General features: G+C 68.6%; 17 protein-coding genes. 11 read left to right on the top strand and 6 right to left on the bottom strand.

The window, feature by feature from the left end; translation table 11 throughout:
* Positions 1 to 42: 42 nt before the first annotated feature.
* Positions 43 to 822: a pseudouridine synthase gene (locus tag H8N03_RS08430; RefSeq protein WP_187075706.1), complete on the bottom strand. Its 780-nt coding sequence runs from the start codon at positions 820 to 822 to the stop codon at positions 43 to 45.
* The gene (locus H8N03_RS08425; protein ID WP_187075705.1) at positions 815 to 1,540 is read right to left on the bottom strand and encodes a Crp/Fnr family transcriptional regulator; all 726 of its coding nucleotides are present in this window, start codon (positions 1,538 to 1,540) and stop codon (positions 815 to 817) included. The genes H8N03_RS08430 and H8N03_RS08425 overlap by 8 nt, the downstream gene beginning before the upstream one ends.
* Before the next feature lie 119 nt (positions 1,541 to 1,659).
* On the opposite strand from H8N03_RS08425, the gene H8N03_RS08420 reads away from it, so the two are divergent.
* The 9 genes from H8N03_RS08420 to H8N03_RS08380 all read left to right on the top strand — a co-directional run bounded on the left by H8N03_RS08420 (position 1,660) and on the right by H8N03_RS08380 (position 12,143).
* Complete coding sequence (locus tag H8N03_RS08420; RefSeq protein WP_187075704.1) at positions 1,660 to 3,594, top strand: AMP-dependent synthetase/ligase; 1,935 nt, start codon at positions 1,660 to 1,662, stop codon at positions 3,592 to 3,594.
* Positions 3,591 to 4,418 carry an ABC transporter ATP-binding protein gene (locus tag H8N03_RS08415; RefSeq protein ID WP_187075703.1) on the top strand — a complete coding sequence of 276 codons (828 nt, stop codon included), beginning with the start codon at positions 3,591 to 3,593 and terminating at the stop codon, positions 4,416 to 4,418. The genes H8N03_RS08420 and H8N03_RS08415 overlap by 4 nt, the downstream gene beginning before the upstream one ends.
* Position 4,419: 1 nt before the next feature.
* Positions 4,420 to 5,349 carry a branched-chain amino acid ABC transporter permease gene (locus H8N03_RS08410; RefSeq protein WP_187075702.1) on the top strand — a complete coding sequence of 310 codons (930 nt, stop codon included), beginning with the start codon at positions 4,420 to 4,422 and terminating at the stop codon, positions 5,347 to 5,349.
* Between the two features lie 2 nt (positions 5,350 to 5,351).
* On the top strand, positions 5,352 to 6,428 hold the full coding sequence (locus H8N03_RS08405) for a branched-chain amino acid ABC transporter permease (RefSeq protein WP_187075701.1): 1,077 nt from the start codon (positions 5,352 to 5,354) through the stop codon (positions 6,426 to 6,428).
* 21 nt (positions 6,429 to 6,449) lie between these two features.
* Positions 6,450 to 7,763, top strand: a complete 1,314-nt coding sequence (locus tag H8N03_RS08400; protein ID WP_187075700.1) for an ABC transporter substrate-binding protein — start codon at positions 6,450 to 6,452, stop codon at positions 7,761 to 7,763.
* Positions 7,764 to 7,856: 93 nt separating this feature from the next.
* Positions 7,857 to 8,657: an ABC transporter ATP-binding protein gene (locus H8N03_RS08395; protein WP_187075699.1), complete on the top strand. Its 801-nt coding sequence runs from the start codon at positions 7,857 to 7,859 to the stop codon at positions 8,655 to 8,657.
* Between the two features lie 19 nt (positions 8,658 to 8,676).
* Positions 8,677 to 9,927 carry a phenylacetate--CoA ligase family protein gene (locus tag H8N03_RS08390; RefSeq protein WP_187075698.1) on the top strand — a complete coding sequence of 417 codons (1,251 nt, stop codon included), beginning with the start codon at positions 8,677 to 8,679 and terminating at the stop codon, positions 9,925 to 9,927.
* A gap of 127 nt (positions 9,928 to 10,054) precedes the next feature.
* Positions 10,055 to 11,035, top strand: a complete 981-nt coding sequence (locus tag H8N03_RS08385) for a tripartite tricarboxylate transporter substrate-binding protein (RefSeq protein WP_187075697.1) — start codon at positions 10,055 to 10,057, stop codon at positions 11,033 to 11,035.
* 94 nt (positions 11,036 to 11,129) lie between these two features.
* Complete coding sequence (locus H8N03_RS08380) at positions 11,130 to 12,143, top strand: Bug family tripartite tricarboxylate transporter substrate binding protein (protein WP_187075696.1); 1,014 nt, start codon at positions 11,130 to 11,132, stop codon at positions 12,141 to 12,143.
* Positions 12,144 to 12,238: 95 nt separating this feature from the next.
* Here H8N03_RS08380 and H8N03_RS08375 read toward each other — a convergent pair whose 3' ends face one another.
* Together H8N03_RS08375 and H8N03_RS08370 are read right to left on the bottom strand one after the other, a co-directional pair.
* A complete protein-coding gene (locus tag H8N03_RS08375) occupies positions 12,239 to 12,562 on the bottom strand; it encodes a DUF1840 domain-containing protein (protein WP_187075695.1) in 324 nt (107 codons plus the stop codon).
* Entirely contained in the window at positions 12,562 to 13,824 is a 1,263-nt protein-coding gene (locus tag H8N03_RS08370) for a class I SAM-dependent methyltransferase (protein WP_187075694.1), read from the bottom strand. The genes H8N03_RS08375 and H8N03_RS08370 overlap by 1 nt, the downstream gene beginning before the upstream one ends.
* A gap of 138 nt (positions 13,825 to 13,962) precedes the next feature.
* On the opposite strand from H8N03_RS08370, the gene H8N03_RS08365 reads away from it, so the two are divergent.
* Positions 13,963 to 14,442 carry a MarR family winged helix-turn-helix transcriptional regulator gene (locus H8N03_RS08365; RefSeq protein ID WP_187075693.1) on the top strand — a complete coding sequence of 160 codons (480 nt, stop codon included), beginning with the start codon at positions 13,963 to 13,965 and terminating at the stop codon, positions 14,440 to 14,442.
* On the top strand, positions 14,439 to 16,064 hold the full coding sequence (locus H8N03_RS08360) for an AMP-binding protein (RefSeq protein WP_187075692.1): 1,626 nt from the start codon (positions 14,439 to 14,441) through the stop codon (positions 16,062 to 16,064). Before H8N03_RS08365 ends, H8N03_RS08360 begins: the two co-directional genes overlap by 4 nt.
* On the opposite strand, the gene H8N03_RS08355 is transcribed toward H8N03_RS08360, so the two are convergent.
* Positions 16,045 to 17,244 (bottom strand): multidrug effflux MFS transporter, encoded by a 1,200-nt coding sequence (locus H8N03_RS08355; protein ID WP_187075691.1) that lies wholly within the window; start codon positions 17,242 to 17,244, stop codon positions 16,045 to 16,047. The two genes, H8N03_RS08360 and H8N03_RS08355, sit on opposite strands and share 20 nt — an antisense overlap.
* A 116-nt stretch (positions 17,245 to 17,360) precedes the next feature.
* The gene (locus tag H8N03_RS08350; RefSeq protein WP_187075690.1) at positions 17,361 to 17,894 is read right to left on the bottom strand and encodes a GNAT family N-acetyltransferase; all 534 of its coding nucleotides are present in this window, start codon (positions 17,892 to 17,894) and stop codon (positions 17,361 to 17,363) included.
* Positions 17,895 to 17,907: the final 13 nt, after the last annotated feature.

Genomic DNA, 17,907 nt, shown 5'->3' with positions numbered 1-17,907 from the left:
GGAGCCCGGATCAGGCAACCGCTGGTCGCCGCCAGGCGACCGCTAGAACCGCTCGTTCGGCGCCAGGTACCGCCACTGCCCCAACGGCAGCTGCCCGAGCGTCACGCGGCCGATGCGCACGCGCTTGAGGCCGACGACCCTCAGCCCCACCAGCTCGCACATGCGCCGGATCTGGCGCTTCTTGCCCTCCGTGAGCACGAAGCGCAGCTGCTCCGGGTTCTGCCAGTCCACCTTCGCGGGCTTGAGCGCCTGGCCGTCGAGGCTCAGGCCGTGGCGCAGGCGCGCGAGCTGCGCCGGCGGGAAAGCCGATTGCACGTCGTTCGCCACCGGCCCGAAGCTCACGCGGACCAGGTACTCCTTCTCGGTCGTCGAGTCCTCGCCGATCAACTGGCGCGCCACGCGGCCGTCCTGCGTCAGCACCAGCAAACCGGTGGAATCGATGTCGAGGCGGCCCGCGGGCGCGAGGCCCTTGAGCTGCGCGGGCGCGAAGCGCTGTGGCGCGGTGTCGCCCTTCCAGCGGTTGCGCCCTTGCACCAGGACGACGGCGGGCTCGTAGCCTTCCTCCGCCTGGCCGCTCACGTAGCCGATCGGCTTGTGCAGCAGGATCGTCACCTGCTCGCGCTGCTGGCCGCGCGCCTTCGGGTCGATCTCGATGCGTGCGTTCGGGGCGACCTGCAGGCCCATGGGCGCGACGGCGCCGTCCACCTTCACCCAGCCGCGGGCAATCCATTCGTCGGCCTCGCGGCGCGAGCACAGGCCGAGTTCGGCCATGCGTTTGTTCAGGCGGGTCGTGGCGCCGGGAGCGGCGGGGGAATCAGGCATGGGTGCGGGTGGGGAAAGGGGCGGAACGCAGCGACGGCAGGTCCAGGATGCGCAGGCCGCCGTATTCGACTTCGATGATGCCCTGCTCCTGCAGGGACGAGAGCGCCTCGTTCACGCGCTGGCGCGACAGGCCCACGAGGTAGGCGAGCTCCTGCTGCGTGATGCGCAGCACCTCGCCCACGCCCGGGAACAGCACGGGGTTGAACAGCGCGGCGAGGTTGCGTGCGACGCGCAGGTCGGGATTGTTCATGCGGTCGATCTCGCGCGCCGCGATGAACTGCGCCAGCCGCTCGTTGAGCTGGTTCATCACGAAGCGGTTGAAGCCGATCGAATGATCCAGCAGCCAGTGGAAGGTGTCCGCCGTCAGGCCGGCGACCGTGCTGCGCCGCAGGGCCTGCACGTTGTAGCGGTAGATCTCGCGCTTGAGCACCGTGCCTTCGCCGAACCAGCCCCCGGGCGGCAGGCCGCTGAAGGTGATGGTCTGGCCCTGCGCGGTCTCGTTGCTCATCTTCAGCAGGCCTTCGACGACGCCGAACCAGTAGGTCACCGGGCGCCCCACGCGGCAGACGTAGTCGCCCGCGAGCGCATCGCCCACCTTGATGTCGGCCACGGCGCGCTCCCGCTCCGCGGGCCCCAGCAGCGCGAGCCACGGGATGCCCGCGAGTTCGTCCGCCGTCGGGTCGCGGCGGCGCTGGTGCAGCGTGAGTTCGGAAGGCATGGAAGGCGGGGGTCTAGGGTTAGTCCCTCCAAGGATTATCCCTAGGAATGTCGTCGCAAAGACAGATTGGCGTCAAACCCCTGCCTACATTGCGCCGGATACGCATGCAAGGACACGGCATGGACAGCACTTTCCCGCGGCTGCTGGCGCAGCACGCAGCCCAACGGCCGCAGGCCGCGGCAATGCGCGAGAAGGAATACGGCATCTGGCAGACGCTCACGTGGGCTGGACTGGCCCGCATGGTCGACCACATGACCTGCGGACTGCACCAGGCGGGCCTCGCGCGCGGCGAGCACATCGTCGTGATCGGTGCCAACCGGCCGCGCCTGTACGCGGCGATGCTGGCCGCGCAGTCGCTAGGCGCCATCCCGGTGCCGCTCTACCAGGACGCCGTCGCGGCGGAATGCGCCTACCCGATCAACAACGCGGAAGTGCGCTTCGCGATCGCCGAGGACCAGGAGCAGGTGGACAAGCTGCTGGAGGTACGCACGCAGTGCCCGCAGCTGTCGCGCATCTGGTTCGACGATCCGCGGGGCCTGCGCAACTACAGCGAGCCGGGGCTCGCGTCGCTCGACGTCCTGCTGCAGCAAGGCGAGCAATTCGGGCAAGCGCATCCCGACCTCGTGCGCAGCGAAGTGGACAAGGGCCAGCCCGACGACGTCGCCGCCATGTTCTTCACCTCCGGCACCACGGGGCAGCCGAAGGGCGTGGTGCACACGCACCGCACCCTGCTCGATCGCGCGCGGGCCGGCGCCGAGTTCGACAAGCTCACCGAGCGAGAGGAGGTGCTCGCCTACCTGCCGCCGGCCTGGGTGGGCCAGAACATCTTCAGCTACGCCCAGTGGCTCGCCTGCGGCTTCGTGGTGAACTGCCCCGAGTCCTCGGGCACGGTGATGATCGACCTCAAGGAGATCGGCCCCACCTACTACTTCGCGCCGCCGCGCATCTTCGAGGGCCTGCTCACGAGCGTGATGATCCGCATGGAGGACGCCGGCGCGATCAAGCGCGCGATGTTCCACCATTTCATGGACGTGGCGCGGCGCGTCGGCCCTGCGCTGCGCGACGGCCAGTCCGTGGGCTTCCTGGATCGCCTCAGGTACGCGCTGGGCAACGTGCTCGTGTACGGGCCGCTGCGCAACAACCTCGGCATGTCGCGCGTGCGCGTGGCCTACACCGCGGGCGAGGCGATCGGGCCCGACCTGTTCACCTTCTACCGCGCGATCGGCATCAACCTGAAGCAGCTCTATGGCAGCACGGAAACGGCGGTGTTCGTCTGCATGCAGCCGGACCACCAGGTGCGCGCCGACACGGTGGGCATCCCGTGCCGGGACGTGGAGATCCGCCTCGAAGACAACGGCGAGATCCTCGTGCGTTCGCCGGGCCTGCTGAAGGAGTACTACAAGAACCCGGAAGCCACCGCCGAAGTGAAGACCGCCGAAGGCTGGTACCGCACGGGGGACGCCGGCTTCCTGGACGCGCACGGCCACCTGAAGATCATCGACCGGGCGAAGGACGTCGGCAAGCTCGCGGACGGCTCGCTCTTCGCGCCCAAGTACATCGAGAACAAGCTCAAGTTCTTCCCGCACATCAAGGAAGCCGTGGCCATGGGCGACCGGCGCGACATGGTCTGCGCCCTGGTCAACATCGACTTCGAGGCCGTGGGCAACTGGGCGGAGAAGCGCAACCTGCCGTACGCGGGCTACACCGACCTCGCGCAGAAGCCCGAGGTCTACCAGCTGGTCAAGGAGTGCATCGAGAAGGTCAACGCCGACCTCGCGTCCGACGAGAAGCTCGCCGGCAGCCAGGTGCACCGCTTCCTCATCCTGCACAAGGAGCTGGACGCGGACGACGGCGAGCTCACGCGCACCAACAAGGTCCGCCGCGGCTTCATCGCCGAGAAATATGGCGTGCTGGTGGATGCGCTGTACGCCGGCCTGAACGAGCAGTACATCGCCACGCAGGTCAAGTTCGAGGATGGCCGCACCGGCACCGTGAGCGCCACGCTGAAGATCCTCGACGCCCGCACCTTCCCCGCCATGAGGGCCGCCGCATGAAGATCGTCGACGATCCCGGCGTGGTCGCCGCCTCGCCTGCCACCGGCCGCAAGCTCGGCGAAGTCATCCTCGACGTGCGCAACATCTCGCTGGCGTTCGGCGGCGTGAAGGCGCTCACGGACATCTCCTTCGACGTGCGCGAACACGAGGTGCGCGCCATCATCGGCCCGAACGGCGCCGGCAAGAGCTCGATGCTGAACTGCATCAACGGCGTGTACCAGCCGCAGCAGGGCAGCATCACCTTCCGCGGCAAGACCTTCCACCACATGAAGAGCCGGCAGGTGGCGGAGATGGGCATCGCGCGCACCTTCCAGAACCTCGCGCTGTTCAAGGGCATGAGCGTCCTGGACAACATCATGACGGGCCGCAACCTGCGCATCCGCAGCAACCTGCTGCTGCAGGCGCTGCGCATCGGGCCCGCCGAGCGCGAGGAGATGCGGCACCGCGAGGCGGTGGAACGCATCATCGACTTCCTCGAGATCCAGGCCTACCGCAAGACCCCCGTGGGCCAGCTGCCCTACGGACTGCAGAAGCGCGTGGACCTGGGCCGCGCGCTGGCCATGGAGCCGCAGGTGCTGCTGCTGGACGAGCCCATGGCCGGCATGAACCTGGAAGAGAAGCAGGACATGTGCCGCTTCATCCTCGACGTGAACGACGAGTTCGGCACGACCGTGGTCCTGATCGAGCACGACATGGGCGTGGTCATGGACATCTCCGACCGTGTCGTGGTGCTGGACTACGGCAAGAAGATCGGCGACGGCGCGCCGGACGAAGTCCGCAGCAATCCCGACGTGATCAAAGCTTACCTGGGCACGACGCACTGACATGGGCTTCTTCCTCGAAACCCTCCTGGGCGGCCTCATGGCCGGCATGCTCTATTCGCTGGTGGCGCTCGGCTTCGTGCTGATCTTCAAGGCCTCCGGCGTCTTCAACTTCGCGCAGGGCGCGATGGTGCTGTTCGCGGCGCTCGCCATGGCGCGCTTCGCAGAATGGATCCCGGCATGGACCGGCATCCAGAGCCCCGTGTTCGCCAACGTCGCCGCCTTTGTCATCGCCGGCGCGATCATGTTCGCGGTCGCGTGGGTCATCGAGTACCTGGTGCTGCGCCACCTCGTGAACCAGGAAGGCGCGACGCTGCTGATGGCCACGCTGGGCATCACCTACTTCCTCGAAGGCCTGGGCCAGACGCTGTTCGGCAACAGCATCTACAAGATCGACATCGGCATGCCGAAGGACCCGGTGATCGCCTTCGACAAGGTGTTCGAAGGCGGCATCCTGGTCAACAAGGAAGACCTGATTGCGGCGCTCATCTCGGCGGCGCTCGTGCTGCTCCTGAGCCTCTTCTTCCAGAAGACCTCCACCGGCCGGGCGCTGCGCGCCGTGGCGGACGACCACCAGGCCGCGCAGTCGATCGGCATCCCGCTTGCGCGCATCTGGGTCATCGTGTGGTGCGTTGCCGGCGTGGTGGCGCTGGTCGCCGGAATGATCTGGGGCAGCAAGCTGGGCGTGCAGTTCTCGCTGGCGACGGTGGCCTTGCGCGCGCTGCCCGTCGTGATCCTCGGCGGCCTCACCTCGGTGCCGGGCGCCATCATCGGCGGGCTGATCATCGGCGTGGGCGAGAAGCTCTCGGAGGTGTACATCGGCCCGCTGGTCGGCGGCGGCATCGAGATCTGGTTCGCCTACGTGCTGGCGCTCGGGTTCCTGCTCATTCGTCCCCAGGGCCTGTTCGGGGAAAAGATCATCGATCGGGTCTGACCATGCTTTACCGCGAGAACGGCCAGTTCAAGACCAGCTACCGCGCCGACCAGCAGATCTTCCCGATCCTGCAGGACCGGTGGGGGATGCTGGCGCTCCTCCTCTTCGCCTACCTCGCCGTCCCGGCGCTGGCGAGCCCGTACATGTTCCCCGCCGTCCTGATCCCCTTCCTGATCATGGCGCTGGCGGCGCTGGGCGTGAACATCCTCGTCGGCTACTGCGGCCAGATCTCGCTCGGCTCCGGCGCGTTCATGGCGGTGGGTGCCTACGGCGCCTACAACTTCTTCGTGCGCGTGCCGGACATGCCGCTGATCCCGGCGATCCTCCTCGGCGGCGTGTGCGCCATGGCGTTCGGCATCCTCTTCGGCCTGCCCAGCCTGCGCGTGAAAGGCCTCTACCTCGCGGTCGCCACGCTGGCCGCGCAGTTCTTCGCCGACTGGATGTTCCTGCGCATCAAGTGGTTCACCAACGACTCGCCCTCGGGCTCGGTCTCGGTGAACAACCTGCAGGTGTTCGGCTTCCCGCTCGACTCCGACGCGGCCAAGTACTGGTTCTGCCTCAGCTTCCTCGTGGTGACGGCGCTGCTCGCGAAGAACCTGGTGCGCAGCGCGATCGGTCGCGAGTGGATGGCGATCCGCGACATGGACGTCGCCGCCGCGGTGATCGGCATTCGCCCCATGTACGCCAAGCTCACCGCCTTCGCCGTGAGCTCCTTCATCGTCGGCATGGCCGGCGCGCTCTGGGCCTTCATCTACCTGGGCGCCTGGGAGCCGGCCGCATTCTCCGTGGAGCAGTCCTTCCGCCTGCTGTTCATGGTGATCATCGGCGGCCTCGGCTCCATCACGGGCGGCTTCTTCGGCGCCGCCTTCATCGTGGTGCTGCCGATCTTCCTGGCCAACTACCTGCCTGCCGCCGCATCGCTGGTCGGCATGAGCATCGGCACCGCCGGCATCGAGCACGCGCAGCTCATGATCTTCGGCGCCCTGATCGTCTGGTTCCTCGTCGTCGAGCCGCACGGGCTCGCCCGCCTCTGGGCCACCGGCAAGCAGAAGCTGCGCCTGTGGCCCTTCCCGCACTGATTCACCACAAGGAGACACGCCATGAAGTTACGTTCGGTTTTCGCCGCCGCCCTGCTCGGGGCCGCCGCCGCGGGCGCCTTTGCGCAGGCGAAGGAGCAGTTCTTCCCGCTGCTGTCCTACCGCACGGGCCCTTACGCCCCGAACGGCACGCCCTGGGCGAACGGGAAGCAGGACTACCTGAAGATGATCAACGCCCGCGACGGCGGCATCAACGGCGTGAAGCTCACCTTCGAGGAGTGCGAGACCGGCTACGCCACCGACAAGGGCGTGGAATGCTACGAGCGCCTGAAGACGCGCCCCGGCGTGACGCTGTTCGACCCGCAGGCCACCGGCATCACCTTCGCGCTCACCGAGAAGGTGGCCAACGACAAGATCCCGCTGATCACGCTGGGCTACGGCTTGTCGGTGGCGCAGGACGGCACCGCGTTCAAGTGGAACTTCCCCATCATGGGCAGCTACTGGACGGGCGCCGACATCATCCTGCAGCACCTGGCCAAGACCAATGGCGGCTGGGACAAGCTCAAGGGCAAGAAGATCGCCCTCGTCTACCACGACTCGCCTTTCGGCAAGGAGCCGATCCCGCTGCTGCAGGAACGCGCGAGGATGCACGGCTTCAACCTGGAGCTGATCCCCGTGACCGCGCCCGGCGTGGAGCAGAAGTCCGCGTGGCTGCAGGTGCGCCAGCAGCGTCCCGACTACGTGCTGCTCTGGGGCTGGGGCGTGATGAACTCCACCGCGCTGAAGGAAGCGCAGGCCACGGGCTATCCGCGCGAGAAGATGTACGGCGTGTGGTGGTCGGGCGCGGAACCCGACGTGAAGGACGTGGGTGACGGCGCGAAGGGCTACAACGCGCTCGCGCTCAACACCTCGGGCCAGCAGCCCAAGGTGATCCAGGACATCCTGAAGCACGTGCACGACAAGGGCCAGGGCACCGGTCCTCGCGACGAGGTCGGCTCGGTGCTCTACACCCGCGGCGTGATCATCCAGATGCTCGGCGTCGAGGCCGTGCGCCGCGCGCAGGAGCGCTTCGGCAAGGGCAAGGTGATGACGCCCGACCAGGTGCGCTGGGGCCTGGAGAACCTGGCGCTGGACCAGAAGAAGCTGGACGCGATGGGCTTCGGCGGCGTGCTGCGCCCGATCAGCACCTCGTGCACCGACCACATGGGCTCCACCTGGGCGCGCATCCACACGTGGGACGGCAAGCAGTGGAAGTTCTCCAGCGACTGGTACCAGGCGGACGAACAGATCATCAAGCCGATGGTGAAGGCGGGGGCGGACAAGTACCTGGCGGACAAGAAGCTCGAACGCCGCCCGGTCTCGGACTGCCAGTCGTAAGAACGAGGGACTAGGGGCTAGGGCCTAGGGGCTGGGGAAACAGCCCCGCGCCTTCTTCCCTAGTCCCTAGCCCCTAACCTCTAGCCCCTCTCCATGACTCCCATCCTCAACGTCAACGGCATCGAAGTCATCTACAACCACGTCATCCTCGTGCTCAAGGGCGTGTCGCTGCAGGTGCCCGAGGGCGCGATCGTGGCGCTGCTCGGGGGCAATGGCGCGGGCAAGACGACGACGCTGCGCGCCGTGTCCAACCTGCTGAAGGGCGAGCGCGGCGAGGTGACCAAGGGCTCCATCGAGCTGCGCGGCGAGCGCATCGAGAACCTCACGCCCGCGGACCTCGTGCAGCGTGGCGTGGTGCAGGTGATGGAGGGCCGGCACTGCTTCGCCCACCTGACCATCGAGGAGAACCTGCTCACCGGCGCCTACACGCGCAGCAGCAAGGGCGAGATCGCGGCCAACCTCGAGAAGGTCTACGCGTACTTCCCGCGCCTGAAGCAGCGGCGCGAGTCGCAGGCTGCGTACACCTCGGGCGGCGAGCAGCAGATGTGCGCGATCGGCCGCGCGCTGATGGCGAGCCCCAGCCTCGTGCTGCTGGACGAGCCGTCCATGGGCCTGGCGCCGCAGATCGTGGAGGAAGTGTTCGAGATCGTGAAGGACCTCAACACCCGCGAGAAGGTGACCTTCCTGCTCGCGGAGCAGAACACGAACATGGCGCTGAAGTACGCGGGCTACGGCTACATCATGGAAAGCGGCCGCATCGTCATGGACGGGCCCGCCTCGGAGCTCGCGACCAACGAGGACGTCAAGGAGTTCTACCTGGGCGTCGGCGGCGGCCAGCGCAAGAGCTTCCGCGAAGTGAAAAGCTACAAGCGCCGCAAGCGCTGGTTGGCGTGAGACGCGGGGAGGGGGAGACATGGACCAGGAATTCTTCGATGCGCTCGAGACGCGCCCGGCCCCGCAACGCGAGGCGCAGCTGCTCGCGGCGCTGCCGGGCCAGGTGCACCACGCGCAGCGCAACACCCCGGCCTTCGCCGAGATCCTCGCCGGCATCGACGCCGAGAAGGTGACCTCGCGCGAGGCGCTCGCCAGGCTGCCGGTCACGCGCAAGGGCGAGCTGCTGGAGCGGCAGAAGGCCCGCCGCGCGCAGGACCCTTTCGGCGGGTTCAGCGCGCTCGTGCGCGGGCCGGCGATGCCGCACGTCTTCGCCTCGCCCGGGCCCATCTTCGAGCCCGAGGGCGGCACGCGCGACTACTGGCGCTGCGGCCGCTCGCTCTTCGCCGCGGGCTTCCGGGCCGGGGACCTGGTGCACAACGCGTTCAGCTACCACATGACGCCGGGCGCCTTCATCTTCGAGTCCGCCGCGCACGCGGTCGGCTGCTCCATCTTCCCCGCCGGCGTCGGCCAGACGGAACAGCAGCTCGAGGCGATCACAGCCCTGCGCCCGACCGCGTACACGGGCACGCCCAGCTTCCTGCGCATCCTGCTGGAGAAGGCCGCGGAGACCGGCACCGACGTGACCAGCCTGCGCAAGGGTCTCGTGGGCGGCGAGGCCTTCCCGCCCAGCCTGCGCGACTGGTTCGCCGAACGCGGCATGGACGTCTACCAGAGCTACGCCACGGCGGACCTGGGCCTCATCGCCTACGAGACCAGGGCGCGCCAGGGCATGGTGGTCGACGAAGGCGTGCTGGTGGAGATCGTGCGCCCGGGCACCGGCGACCCCGTCGCGCCCGGAGAGGTGGGCGAGGTGGTGGTCACCACCTTCAACCCCGCCTACCCCCTCATCCGCTTCGGCACGGGCGACCTCTCCGCCGTGCTGCCCGGCGAGGACCCCACCGGCCGGACCAACATGCGCATCCGCGGCTGGCTGGGCCGCGCCGACCAGACCACCAAGATCCGCGGCATGTTCGTGCACCCGGGGCAGGTGGCGGACATCGCGCGCCGTTTCCCGGAAATCGTCAAGGCGCGGCTGGTCGTCAGCGGCGAGATGGCCAACGACGTGATGACGCTGAAGGTGGAGGCGTCCTCGCCGTCGCAGGGCCTGGACGCACGCGTCGGCGAGGCCGTGCGCGACGTGACGAAGCTGCGGGCGGACGTCGAGGTGCTCGCCCCCGGCAGCCTGCCCAACGACGGCAAGGTCATCGAGGACGCGCGCAGCTACAAGTAAAGAAAGTGTTGCGCGGGTCCACCGCCGGGCGCCTCATCCGTTGATCCAGGACAGTGCCTGGCCACGCCCGGGCTGCACGATCCCGGCCGGGTCCGTATGATCCCCCGGTTTTCCCCTGGAGACCCCAATGAAGAAGTTTCTCAGCACCCTGCTCCCGCTGGCGCTCGCCGCCGCCTCCCTGTCCGCCGCCGCGCAGGACTACCCCGCCAAGCCCGTCACGATCATCGTGCCCTTCACGGCCGGCGGCCCGACCGACAAGGTCGCGCGCGACCTGGCCGAGGCGCTGCGCAAGCCCCTGGGCCAGACCGTGATCGTTGACAACGCCGCCGGCGCCGGCGGCTCCATCGGCGCCAACAAGGTGGCCAAGGCCCAGCCCGATGGCTACACGCTGCTGGTCCACCACATCGGCATGGCGACCATGCCCACGCTGGTGCGCAACATCCCCTTCAAGGTGGAGAGCGACTTCGAGTACCTGGGCCTGATCAACGACGTGCCGATGACGATCATCGGCAAGCCCGGGCTGCCGGCGAACAACTTCAAGGAGCTCACCGCCTGGATCCAGGCGAACAAGGGCAAGATCAACCTCGGCAACGCCGGCGTCGGCTCCGCTTCGCACCTGTGCGGCATGCTGTTCCAGCACGCCATGGGCGTGGACATGACCGCCGTGCCCTACAAGGGCACCGCCCCCGCCATGACCGACCTCATGGGCGGCCAGATCGACCTGATGTGTGACCAGACCACCAACACCACTTCGGCCATCGAAGGCAAGAAGGTGAAGGTGTTCGCGGTCAGCACCCCGAAGCGCCTGGCGATCCCCGCGCTGAAGGACGTGCCCACCATGCAGGAACTGGGCATGAAGGACTTCAACGTCTCCATCTTCCACGGCCTGTACGCGCCCAAGGGCACGCCGCCGGCCGTCCTCAAGAAGCTGAACGACGCGCTGAAGGTCGCGCTGAAGGATCCCGACTTCGTGAAGCGCGAGGAAGGCCTGGGCGCCGTGGTCGTGAACGACAACCGCACGAGCCCCGCCGAGCACAAGAAGTTCGTGCAGTCCGAGATCAACAAGTGGAGCCCGCTGATCAAGGCCGCGGGCGTCTACGTGGAATAAGGTTCGCGTTTCCCCACGCGACAGGAGCCGCCCCGTGGGGCGGCTTTTTTTTTGGCATCATCCCCGCGCAACGAACAACGCTGGAGACCTTCCCTTGACCCGCTCTTCCTCCCGCCGCCGCCTGCTCGCGTCGGCATCCGTGCTCGCCCTCGCCTCCCTGGCACCGCTCGCCTCCTTCGCGCAGGGCGCGTGGCCCGCCAAGCCCGTGCGCATCGTCGTGCCCTTCGCGGCCGGCGGCACCACCGACATCCTGGCGCGCGCCGTCGCGCAGGAACTCACGAAGTCCCTCGGCCAGTCCTTCGTCGTCGACAACAAGCCGGGCGCCGGCGGCAACATCGGCGCGGACCTCGTCGCGAAGGCGGCACCGGACGGCTACACGCTGCTGATGGGAACCGTGGGCACGCAGTCGATCAACAAGTCGCTGTACGCGAAGATGCCTTACGACCCGCAGAAGGACTTCCAGCCGATCACGCTGGTGGCGGGCGTGCCGAACGTGATGGTCGTCAATGCGGACAAGGCCCGCGAGCGCCACATCAACACCGTGCAGGACTTCATCAAGTACGCCAAGGCCAACCCCGGCAAGCTGAACATGGCCTCGAGCGGCAACGGCACGTCGATCCACCTCGCGGGCGAGCTGTTCAAGACCATGAGCGGCACGTACATGACGCACTTCCCCTTCCAGGGCTCCAACCCCGCGCTCTTCAGCCTGATGTCGGGCGACATGGACGTGATGTTCGACAACCTCCCTTCGGCGATGTCGCACATCAAGTCCGGCAAGCTGAAGGCGCTGGCCGTCACGAGCTCCACGCGCTCGCAGGCGCTGCCCGACGTGCCCACGGTGGAAGAAGCCGGCGGCCCGTCGCTCAAGGGCTTCGAGGCGAGTTCCTGGTTCGGCCTGCTCGCGCCCGCGGGCACGCCGATGGAGATCGTCAACCGCGTGCAGCAGGAGACGGCCAAGGCGCTGGCCACCCCCGCGATGAAGGAGCGGCTGCTGGCGCAAGGCGCCATCCCCAGCGGCAACACGCCGGCGCAGTTCGCGCAGCTGATCGACCGGGAGCTGAAGAAGTGGGCGCCCGTGGTGAAGGCGTCGGGCGCGAAGGTGGATTGAGGGGGTGCTGGGGTGCGCTGCGCGCAACCCAGCCTACGGCCGATGCGAACCTGGTAGGCTGGGTTGCGCGAAGCGCACCCCAGCGATCGACGGCTTCACACCCCCCACACCACCTCTTTCCCCGCCTTCTCGCAGCGCTTGAGCATGTCGATGAAAGGCACGGCCCGCTGGCGCAACGACACGGCATCGAACTTCGGGGGCACCTGCCCCTTGGCCTTCGCGTCGTCGATGGCGGCCTGGTGCTCGGCCTCTTCCCGCGCGATCGCGTCGTCCAGCTTCGCGATCGCGCCGGGCATCTCCTCGGGCAGGATGATGCCCTGGGGCCCCGCATCCTTGCCGATGATCTCCAGCACGCGCCGGCCGTTCGGCTCCAGCATGATCAGGTCGCCCGCGGCCTTGGATTTGAACTTGTAGAGCATCAGCGGTAAATGTAGTCGCGGTTGAAGGGATAGACGGACTGTGCGCCCGGCAAGGTGCCGGTGTGCATGTTGCCATCGGGGCGCGTGGCCAGGATCTGGTGCAGCGCGATCCAGCCGCGCTCGAAGCTCATCGCCGTGCCGGCCAGGTAGAGCCGGTACGCGCGCAGCACGCGGCCGGAGCCGGCCTCGCCGTGGCTCTTGCGCAGGACCGCTCTCGCTTCCTCGAGGCGCGACTCCAGCGCATCCGACCAGGCCCACAGGGTACGCGCATAGTGCGGCCGCAGGTTCTCGGTGTCCACCATTTCCAGCCCGCCCATCGCGAGGTCGCGCAGCACGAGGCTGGGGTGCAGCAGCTCGCCGCCCGGGAAGATGTACTTGCCGATGAAGTCGCCCATGCCGGCCCCGAGCTGTCCCGAATCCACGCTGCCCGCCGTGATGCCGTGGTTCATGACCAGGCCGCCCGGGGTGAGCAGCCGATGGATCTTGCCGAAGTAGGCCGGCATGTTCACCTGGCCCACGTGCTCGAACATCCCCACCGAGGCGATCTTGTCGTACGGCGCGTCCTCCGGCAACTCGCGGTAGTCGAGCAGCAGCATCTGCACCCGGGCCTTGAGTCCCTTCTGCTCGATCAACCGGTTCACGTGCGCATGCTGGTTGTGGGAGAGCGTGATGCCGGTGGCGTTCACGCCGTAGTGCTCGGCGGCCCACAGCAGCAGCCCGCCCCAGCCCGCGCCGATGTCCAGGAAGCGCTCGCCGGGGCGCAGCATCAGCTTGCGGCAGATGTGATCCAGCTTCGCTTCCTGCGCCTGCGCCAGGGACATGGCCGGATCCCGGTAGTAGGCGCAGGAGTAGACGCGCCGCGGGTCCAGCCACAGCGCGTAGAAGTCGTCGGAGATGTCGTAGTGGAAGCGGATCTGTTCCGAGTCCTTCTGCGGCGTATGCGACTTCAGCGATTTCGCGCGGCGCAGCGCCTGCGTCCACCAGCTCGTGTCGCTCGCGACCGGGCTGCCCGGCAGCATGGCGGCCGCGGCGATCATGAGGTCGCGCATGGAACCCTCGATGCCCACACGCTCCTCGACGTAGTCCTCGCCCACCTTGCCGATCTGGCCGGCGGCCAGCGTGGCCAGCCCCGACCAGTCCTGGAACGACAGGCGCAGGGCCGCGTCTCCAGCGCCCAGGCGGCGCCCGCCCGGCAGGTCCAGCGCCACCTTGACCGGAAGCGCCGCGAGTTGGGTCTCGAGCTTCTTGAGGAGGGGTTCCATCCGCGGATTCTTGCCAGCCGCCGGAGTCCGCGTCAACAGCAGGGCTGTAGGACGGTGGCTCTTCCGGCGCCGGGAAGGTACCAGTTGCGGACGCATTAGTTCAAGCCTAAACTATTTAGACCGAGTCAAAGGACGTCCATGGACATCGAAGCCCGCGCCCACAGCGAGCACCCGGAGGCCTTGCGCCTGTGGCTGCGCCTCCTCACCTGCACCCAGATCGTCGAGAAGCAGGTCCGCACCCAGCTGCGCGAACGCTTCGACACGACCTTGCCCCGCTTCGACCTGATGGCCCAGCTCGAGCGCGCGCCCGACGGCCTGAAGATGAACGAGCTCTCGCGCCGGATGATGGTCACGGGCGGCAACGTCACCGGCATCACCGACCAGCTCGTGTCCGAAGGGCTGGTCGAGCGCATCGAGGTCGAGGGCGACCGCCGCGCCTACCGCGTGCGCCTCACCCCCAAGGGGCGCCGCCAGTTCAACGACATGGCCCACCAGCACGAAGCCTGGATCGTGGATGCCTTTGCCGGCCTCAGCGACAAGGAGATCGCCACCCTGCACAAGCTGCTGGGCAAGGTGAAGGACCACGCCACCCAGCCCCGCCAGGAGTCCGCCGCATGAAAGCCCCCGTCACGTCCGCCCAGGTCGACCGCTTCGTCCACGACCGCCTGCCGCCCCGCAGCCAGTGGCCGCAACTGCGCTACGACCTGCCGGAGCTGCAGTTCGGCCCGCAGCTGAACGCCGTCGCGGAACTGCTGGACCGCGCCGGCGAGAAGGGCTGGGCCGACCGGCCCATGCTGCGCTCGCGCGAGGGCGTGCTCACGTACGCGCAGGCCCGCGAGCAGGTCGACCGCTGCTGCCGCCTGCTGGTGGAAGACCTGGGCCTGGTCCCCGGCAACCGCGTGCTGCTGCGCGGCGGCAATTCCGTCGTCATGGCGCTGGCCTGGCTGGCCGTCGTGAAGGCGGGCGGCATCGCCGTCGCCACCATGCCCTTGCTGCGCGCGCGCGAGCTGGGCGACATCATCGACAAGGCGCAGCCCACGATCGCGCTGTGCGACGCGCGGCTGCTGCAGGAGCTGGAGCTGGCGCGCGCCGAGCGGCCGGTGCTGAAGACCATCGTCCCCTTCCATGCGCCGGCCGACCCGGCGTCGCTGGAGGCACGCGCGGCGCGCAAGGAGCCCGGCTTCGACGCCTGCCCCACGGCGGCGGACGACATCGCCCTGCTCGCCTTCACCTCCGGCACCACCGGCAAGCCCAAGGCCGCCGTGCACACGCACCGCGACGTGCTGGCCGCGTGCGAGGCCTGGCCGCGGCACGTGCTGCGCGCGACGCCCGAGGACATCGTGGTGGGTTCGCCCCCGCTCGCCTTCACCTTCGGCCTCGGGGGCCTGCTGGTGTTCCCCATGTGGGCGGGCGCCTCCGTCTACTACCCGGACGGCCCGTACACGCCCGAGGGGCTGGTGCGCACCATCCGCGAGGTGGGCGCGACGATCTGCTACACCGCACCGACGTTCTATCGCCAGGCGGCACCGTTCGCGCGCGAGCAGGGCATCGGCAAGCTGCGCATCAGCGTGAGCGCCGGCGAAGGCCTGCCGGACGCCACCCGCCAGCTGTGGAAGGAAGCGACGGGCAACGAGATGGTCGACGGCATCGGCGCCACCGAGATGTTCCACATCTTCATTTCCGCGGCGGGCGCCGACGTGCGGCGCGGCGCGATCGGCAAGGTGGTGCCGGGCTACACGGCACGCGTGGTCGACGACGAAGGCCGCGAGGTCCCGCGCGGCACCATCGGCAAGCTCGCCGTGATGGGCCCGACCGGCTGCAAGTACATGGACGACGCGCGCCAGGCGAACTACGTGCAGGACGGCTGGAACTACCCCGGCGACGCGTTCTCGCAGGACGCGGATGGCTACTTCTTCTACCAGTCGCGCGCCGACGACATGATCATCACCGCCGGCTACAACGTCGGTGGGCCCGAAGTCGAGGACGCGCTGCTGAAGCATCCCGCCGTGGCCGAGTGCGGCGTGATCGGCAAGCCCGACGAGGAGCGCGGCATGATCGTCAAGGCCTTCTGCGTGCTGCGGCCGGGCCACCAGGGCGACGCCGCGCTGGTGAAGGCGCTGCAGGACCACGTGAAGGCCACCATCGCTCCCTACAAGTACCCGCGCGAGGTCGAGTTCGTCCCCGCCCTGCCGCGCACCGAGACCGGCAAGCTGCAGCGCTTCAGGCTGCGGCAGATGTGAGCGCGGGGCGCCGCAAGGTGCCCCAGGTCAGCACGCAGGCGAGCGCCGCGCTCGCCGCGATGCCCACCAGCATGGGCACCGGCGCGCCGTTCGCGAACGGCGTCAGCAGCGCCATGACCAGGATGCCGCAGACGAAGTGCAGCGTCCCGCCGAGCGCCGACGCGGTGCCGGCGATGCTGCCGTGCGCCTCCATCGAGAGCACCATGCTCGCGGGCACGACGAGCCCCAGCGCACCGTAGCCGAGGAAGAGCAGCGCGAGCATCACCGCCAGGCTGTCCACGCCCGCGAGCTGCAGCCCCGCGGCGAGCAGCATCACGATGGCATAGGCCGTCGCCGCCACCTTCACCATCGCGGCCAGGCCGAAGCGCTGGCCGAGGCGGGCGGTGAGTTGCGAGACGCCGATGAAAGACGCCGCATTCGCCGCGAACGCGATGCTGTACTGCCGCGGCGTGAGGCCGTAGTGGTCGATCAGCACGAAGGACGAATTGGCGAGGTAGGCGAAGAAGCTCGCGACGCCGAAGCCGCCGATCAGCGAGAGCCCCAGGAAGTGGCGGTCGGCCAGCAGGATCCCGTAGCCCTGCAGCGCGCTGCGCAGGTTGCTGCCCACGCGCTCTTCCGGCGCCCGCGTCTCGTGCAGGCTGGTGGCCAGCAGCACCAGCGAGAACACCGCGGTCGCGGCCACCGCCCAGAACACGGCACGCCAGCCGAAGGCGTCGATCAGCAGGCTGCCCGTGAGCGGCGCGAGGATGGGCGAGACGCTGAACACCAGCATCAGCAGCGACATCAGGCGCGCCGCCTCCGTGCCCGTGTGCAGGTCGCGCACGACCGCCCGCGGCACGACCATGCCCGCGCACGCACCGAGCCCCTGCACGAAGCGCCAGGCGATCAGCGTGCCGATGTCGGGCGCGAGCGCGCAGCCGACGCTGGCGATGCCGAACAGGACCAGGCCGAAGTACAAGGGCCGCTTGCGGCCGACCATGTCCGACACCGGCCCGTACACGACCTGGCCGAGCCCCAGCGCGATGAAGAACGCGATCAGCGACGCCTGCACGGCACCCGGCGAGCCGCCCAGCGCCTGGCCGATGCGCGGCAGGGCGGGCAGGTACATGTCGATGGCGAAGGGACCGACGGCGGAAATGAGGCCCAGCACCAGCGCCAGGCCGAAGAACGAACGGGACATCCGGCGGATTGTGGCCGACACGCGCCGACGGACTGGCGCAGGCGGTGGCAGGCGAACGTGCAGCCGGTGATGATCGAGCGCGATACGGCCTTGTCGCTGCGCCCGCGCCTGCGTGGTCAGGTCTCCGGAAACACGCGCGCGTAGAGCACGGTGTCGATCAGCCTGCCGTCCTTGGTGGCGGAGCAACGCAGCACCGCCTCGCGCGTGAAGCCGGCCTTCTCCAGCACGCGCATCGAAGCCGGGTTCCATGCGAAGACCTGCGCTTCCAGGCGGGCGAAGAGGCGTTCGCGTTCGATGTGGTCGGCCAGCGCCGTCGCGGCCGCCGTGGCGATGCCGCGTCCCCAGAAGGGTTCGCCGAGCCAGTAGCCGAAGCGCGCCGTCGCGACCTGGATACCCTCTCCCGCGATCGCGCCGATGCCTCCGACGGCTTCGCCCTCGCAGTCGACCGCGAGCTGAAGGCTGGCACCCGGGTTGGCCGCGATCTCGAGCCAGAGGTCCGCGTCCGCGTCGGTGTACGGATGCGGGAAGGTGTGCGTCATGTTGCGCCACACGCGGCGGTTGTCCGCGAGGCGCAGCAGGTTGGGCCGGTCCGCCGGGCGCCAGGGCCGCAGCACGCAACCGGACAGGGCCGTGGGCAGGTGCACGCTCATCCGCCCATCGTAG

It is taken from the genome of Ramlibacter cellulosilyticus (assembly GCF_014297465.1).
Taxonomy (GTDB): domain Bacteria; phylum Pseudomonadota; class Gammaproteobacteria; order Burkholderiales; family Burkholderiaceae_C; genus Ramlibacter; species Ramlibacter cellulosilyticus.
This window is presented reverse-complemented; position numbering and strand designations above follow the sequence as displayed.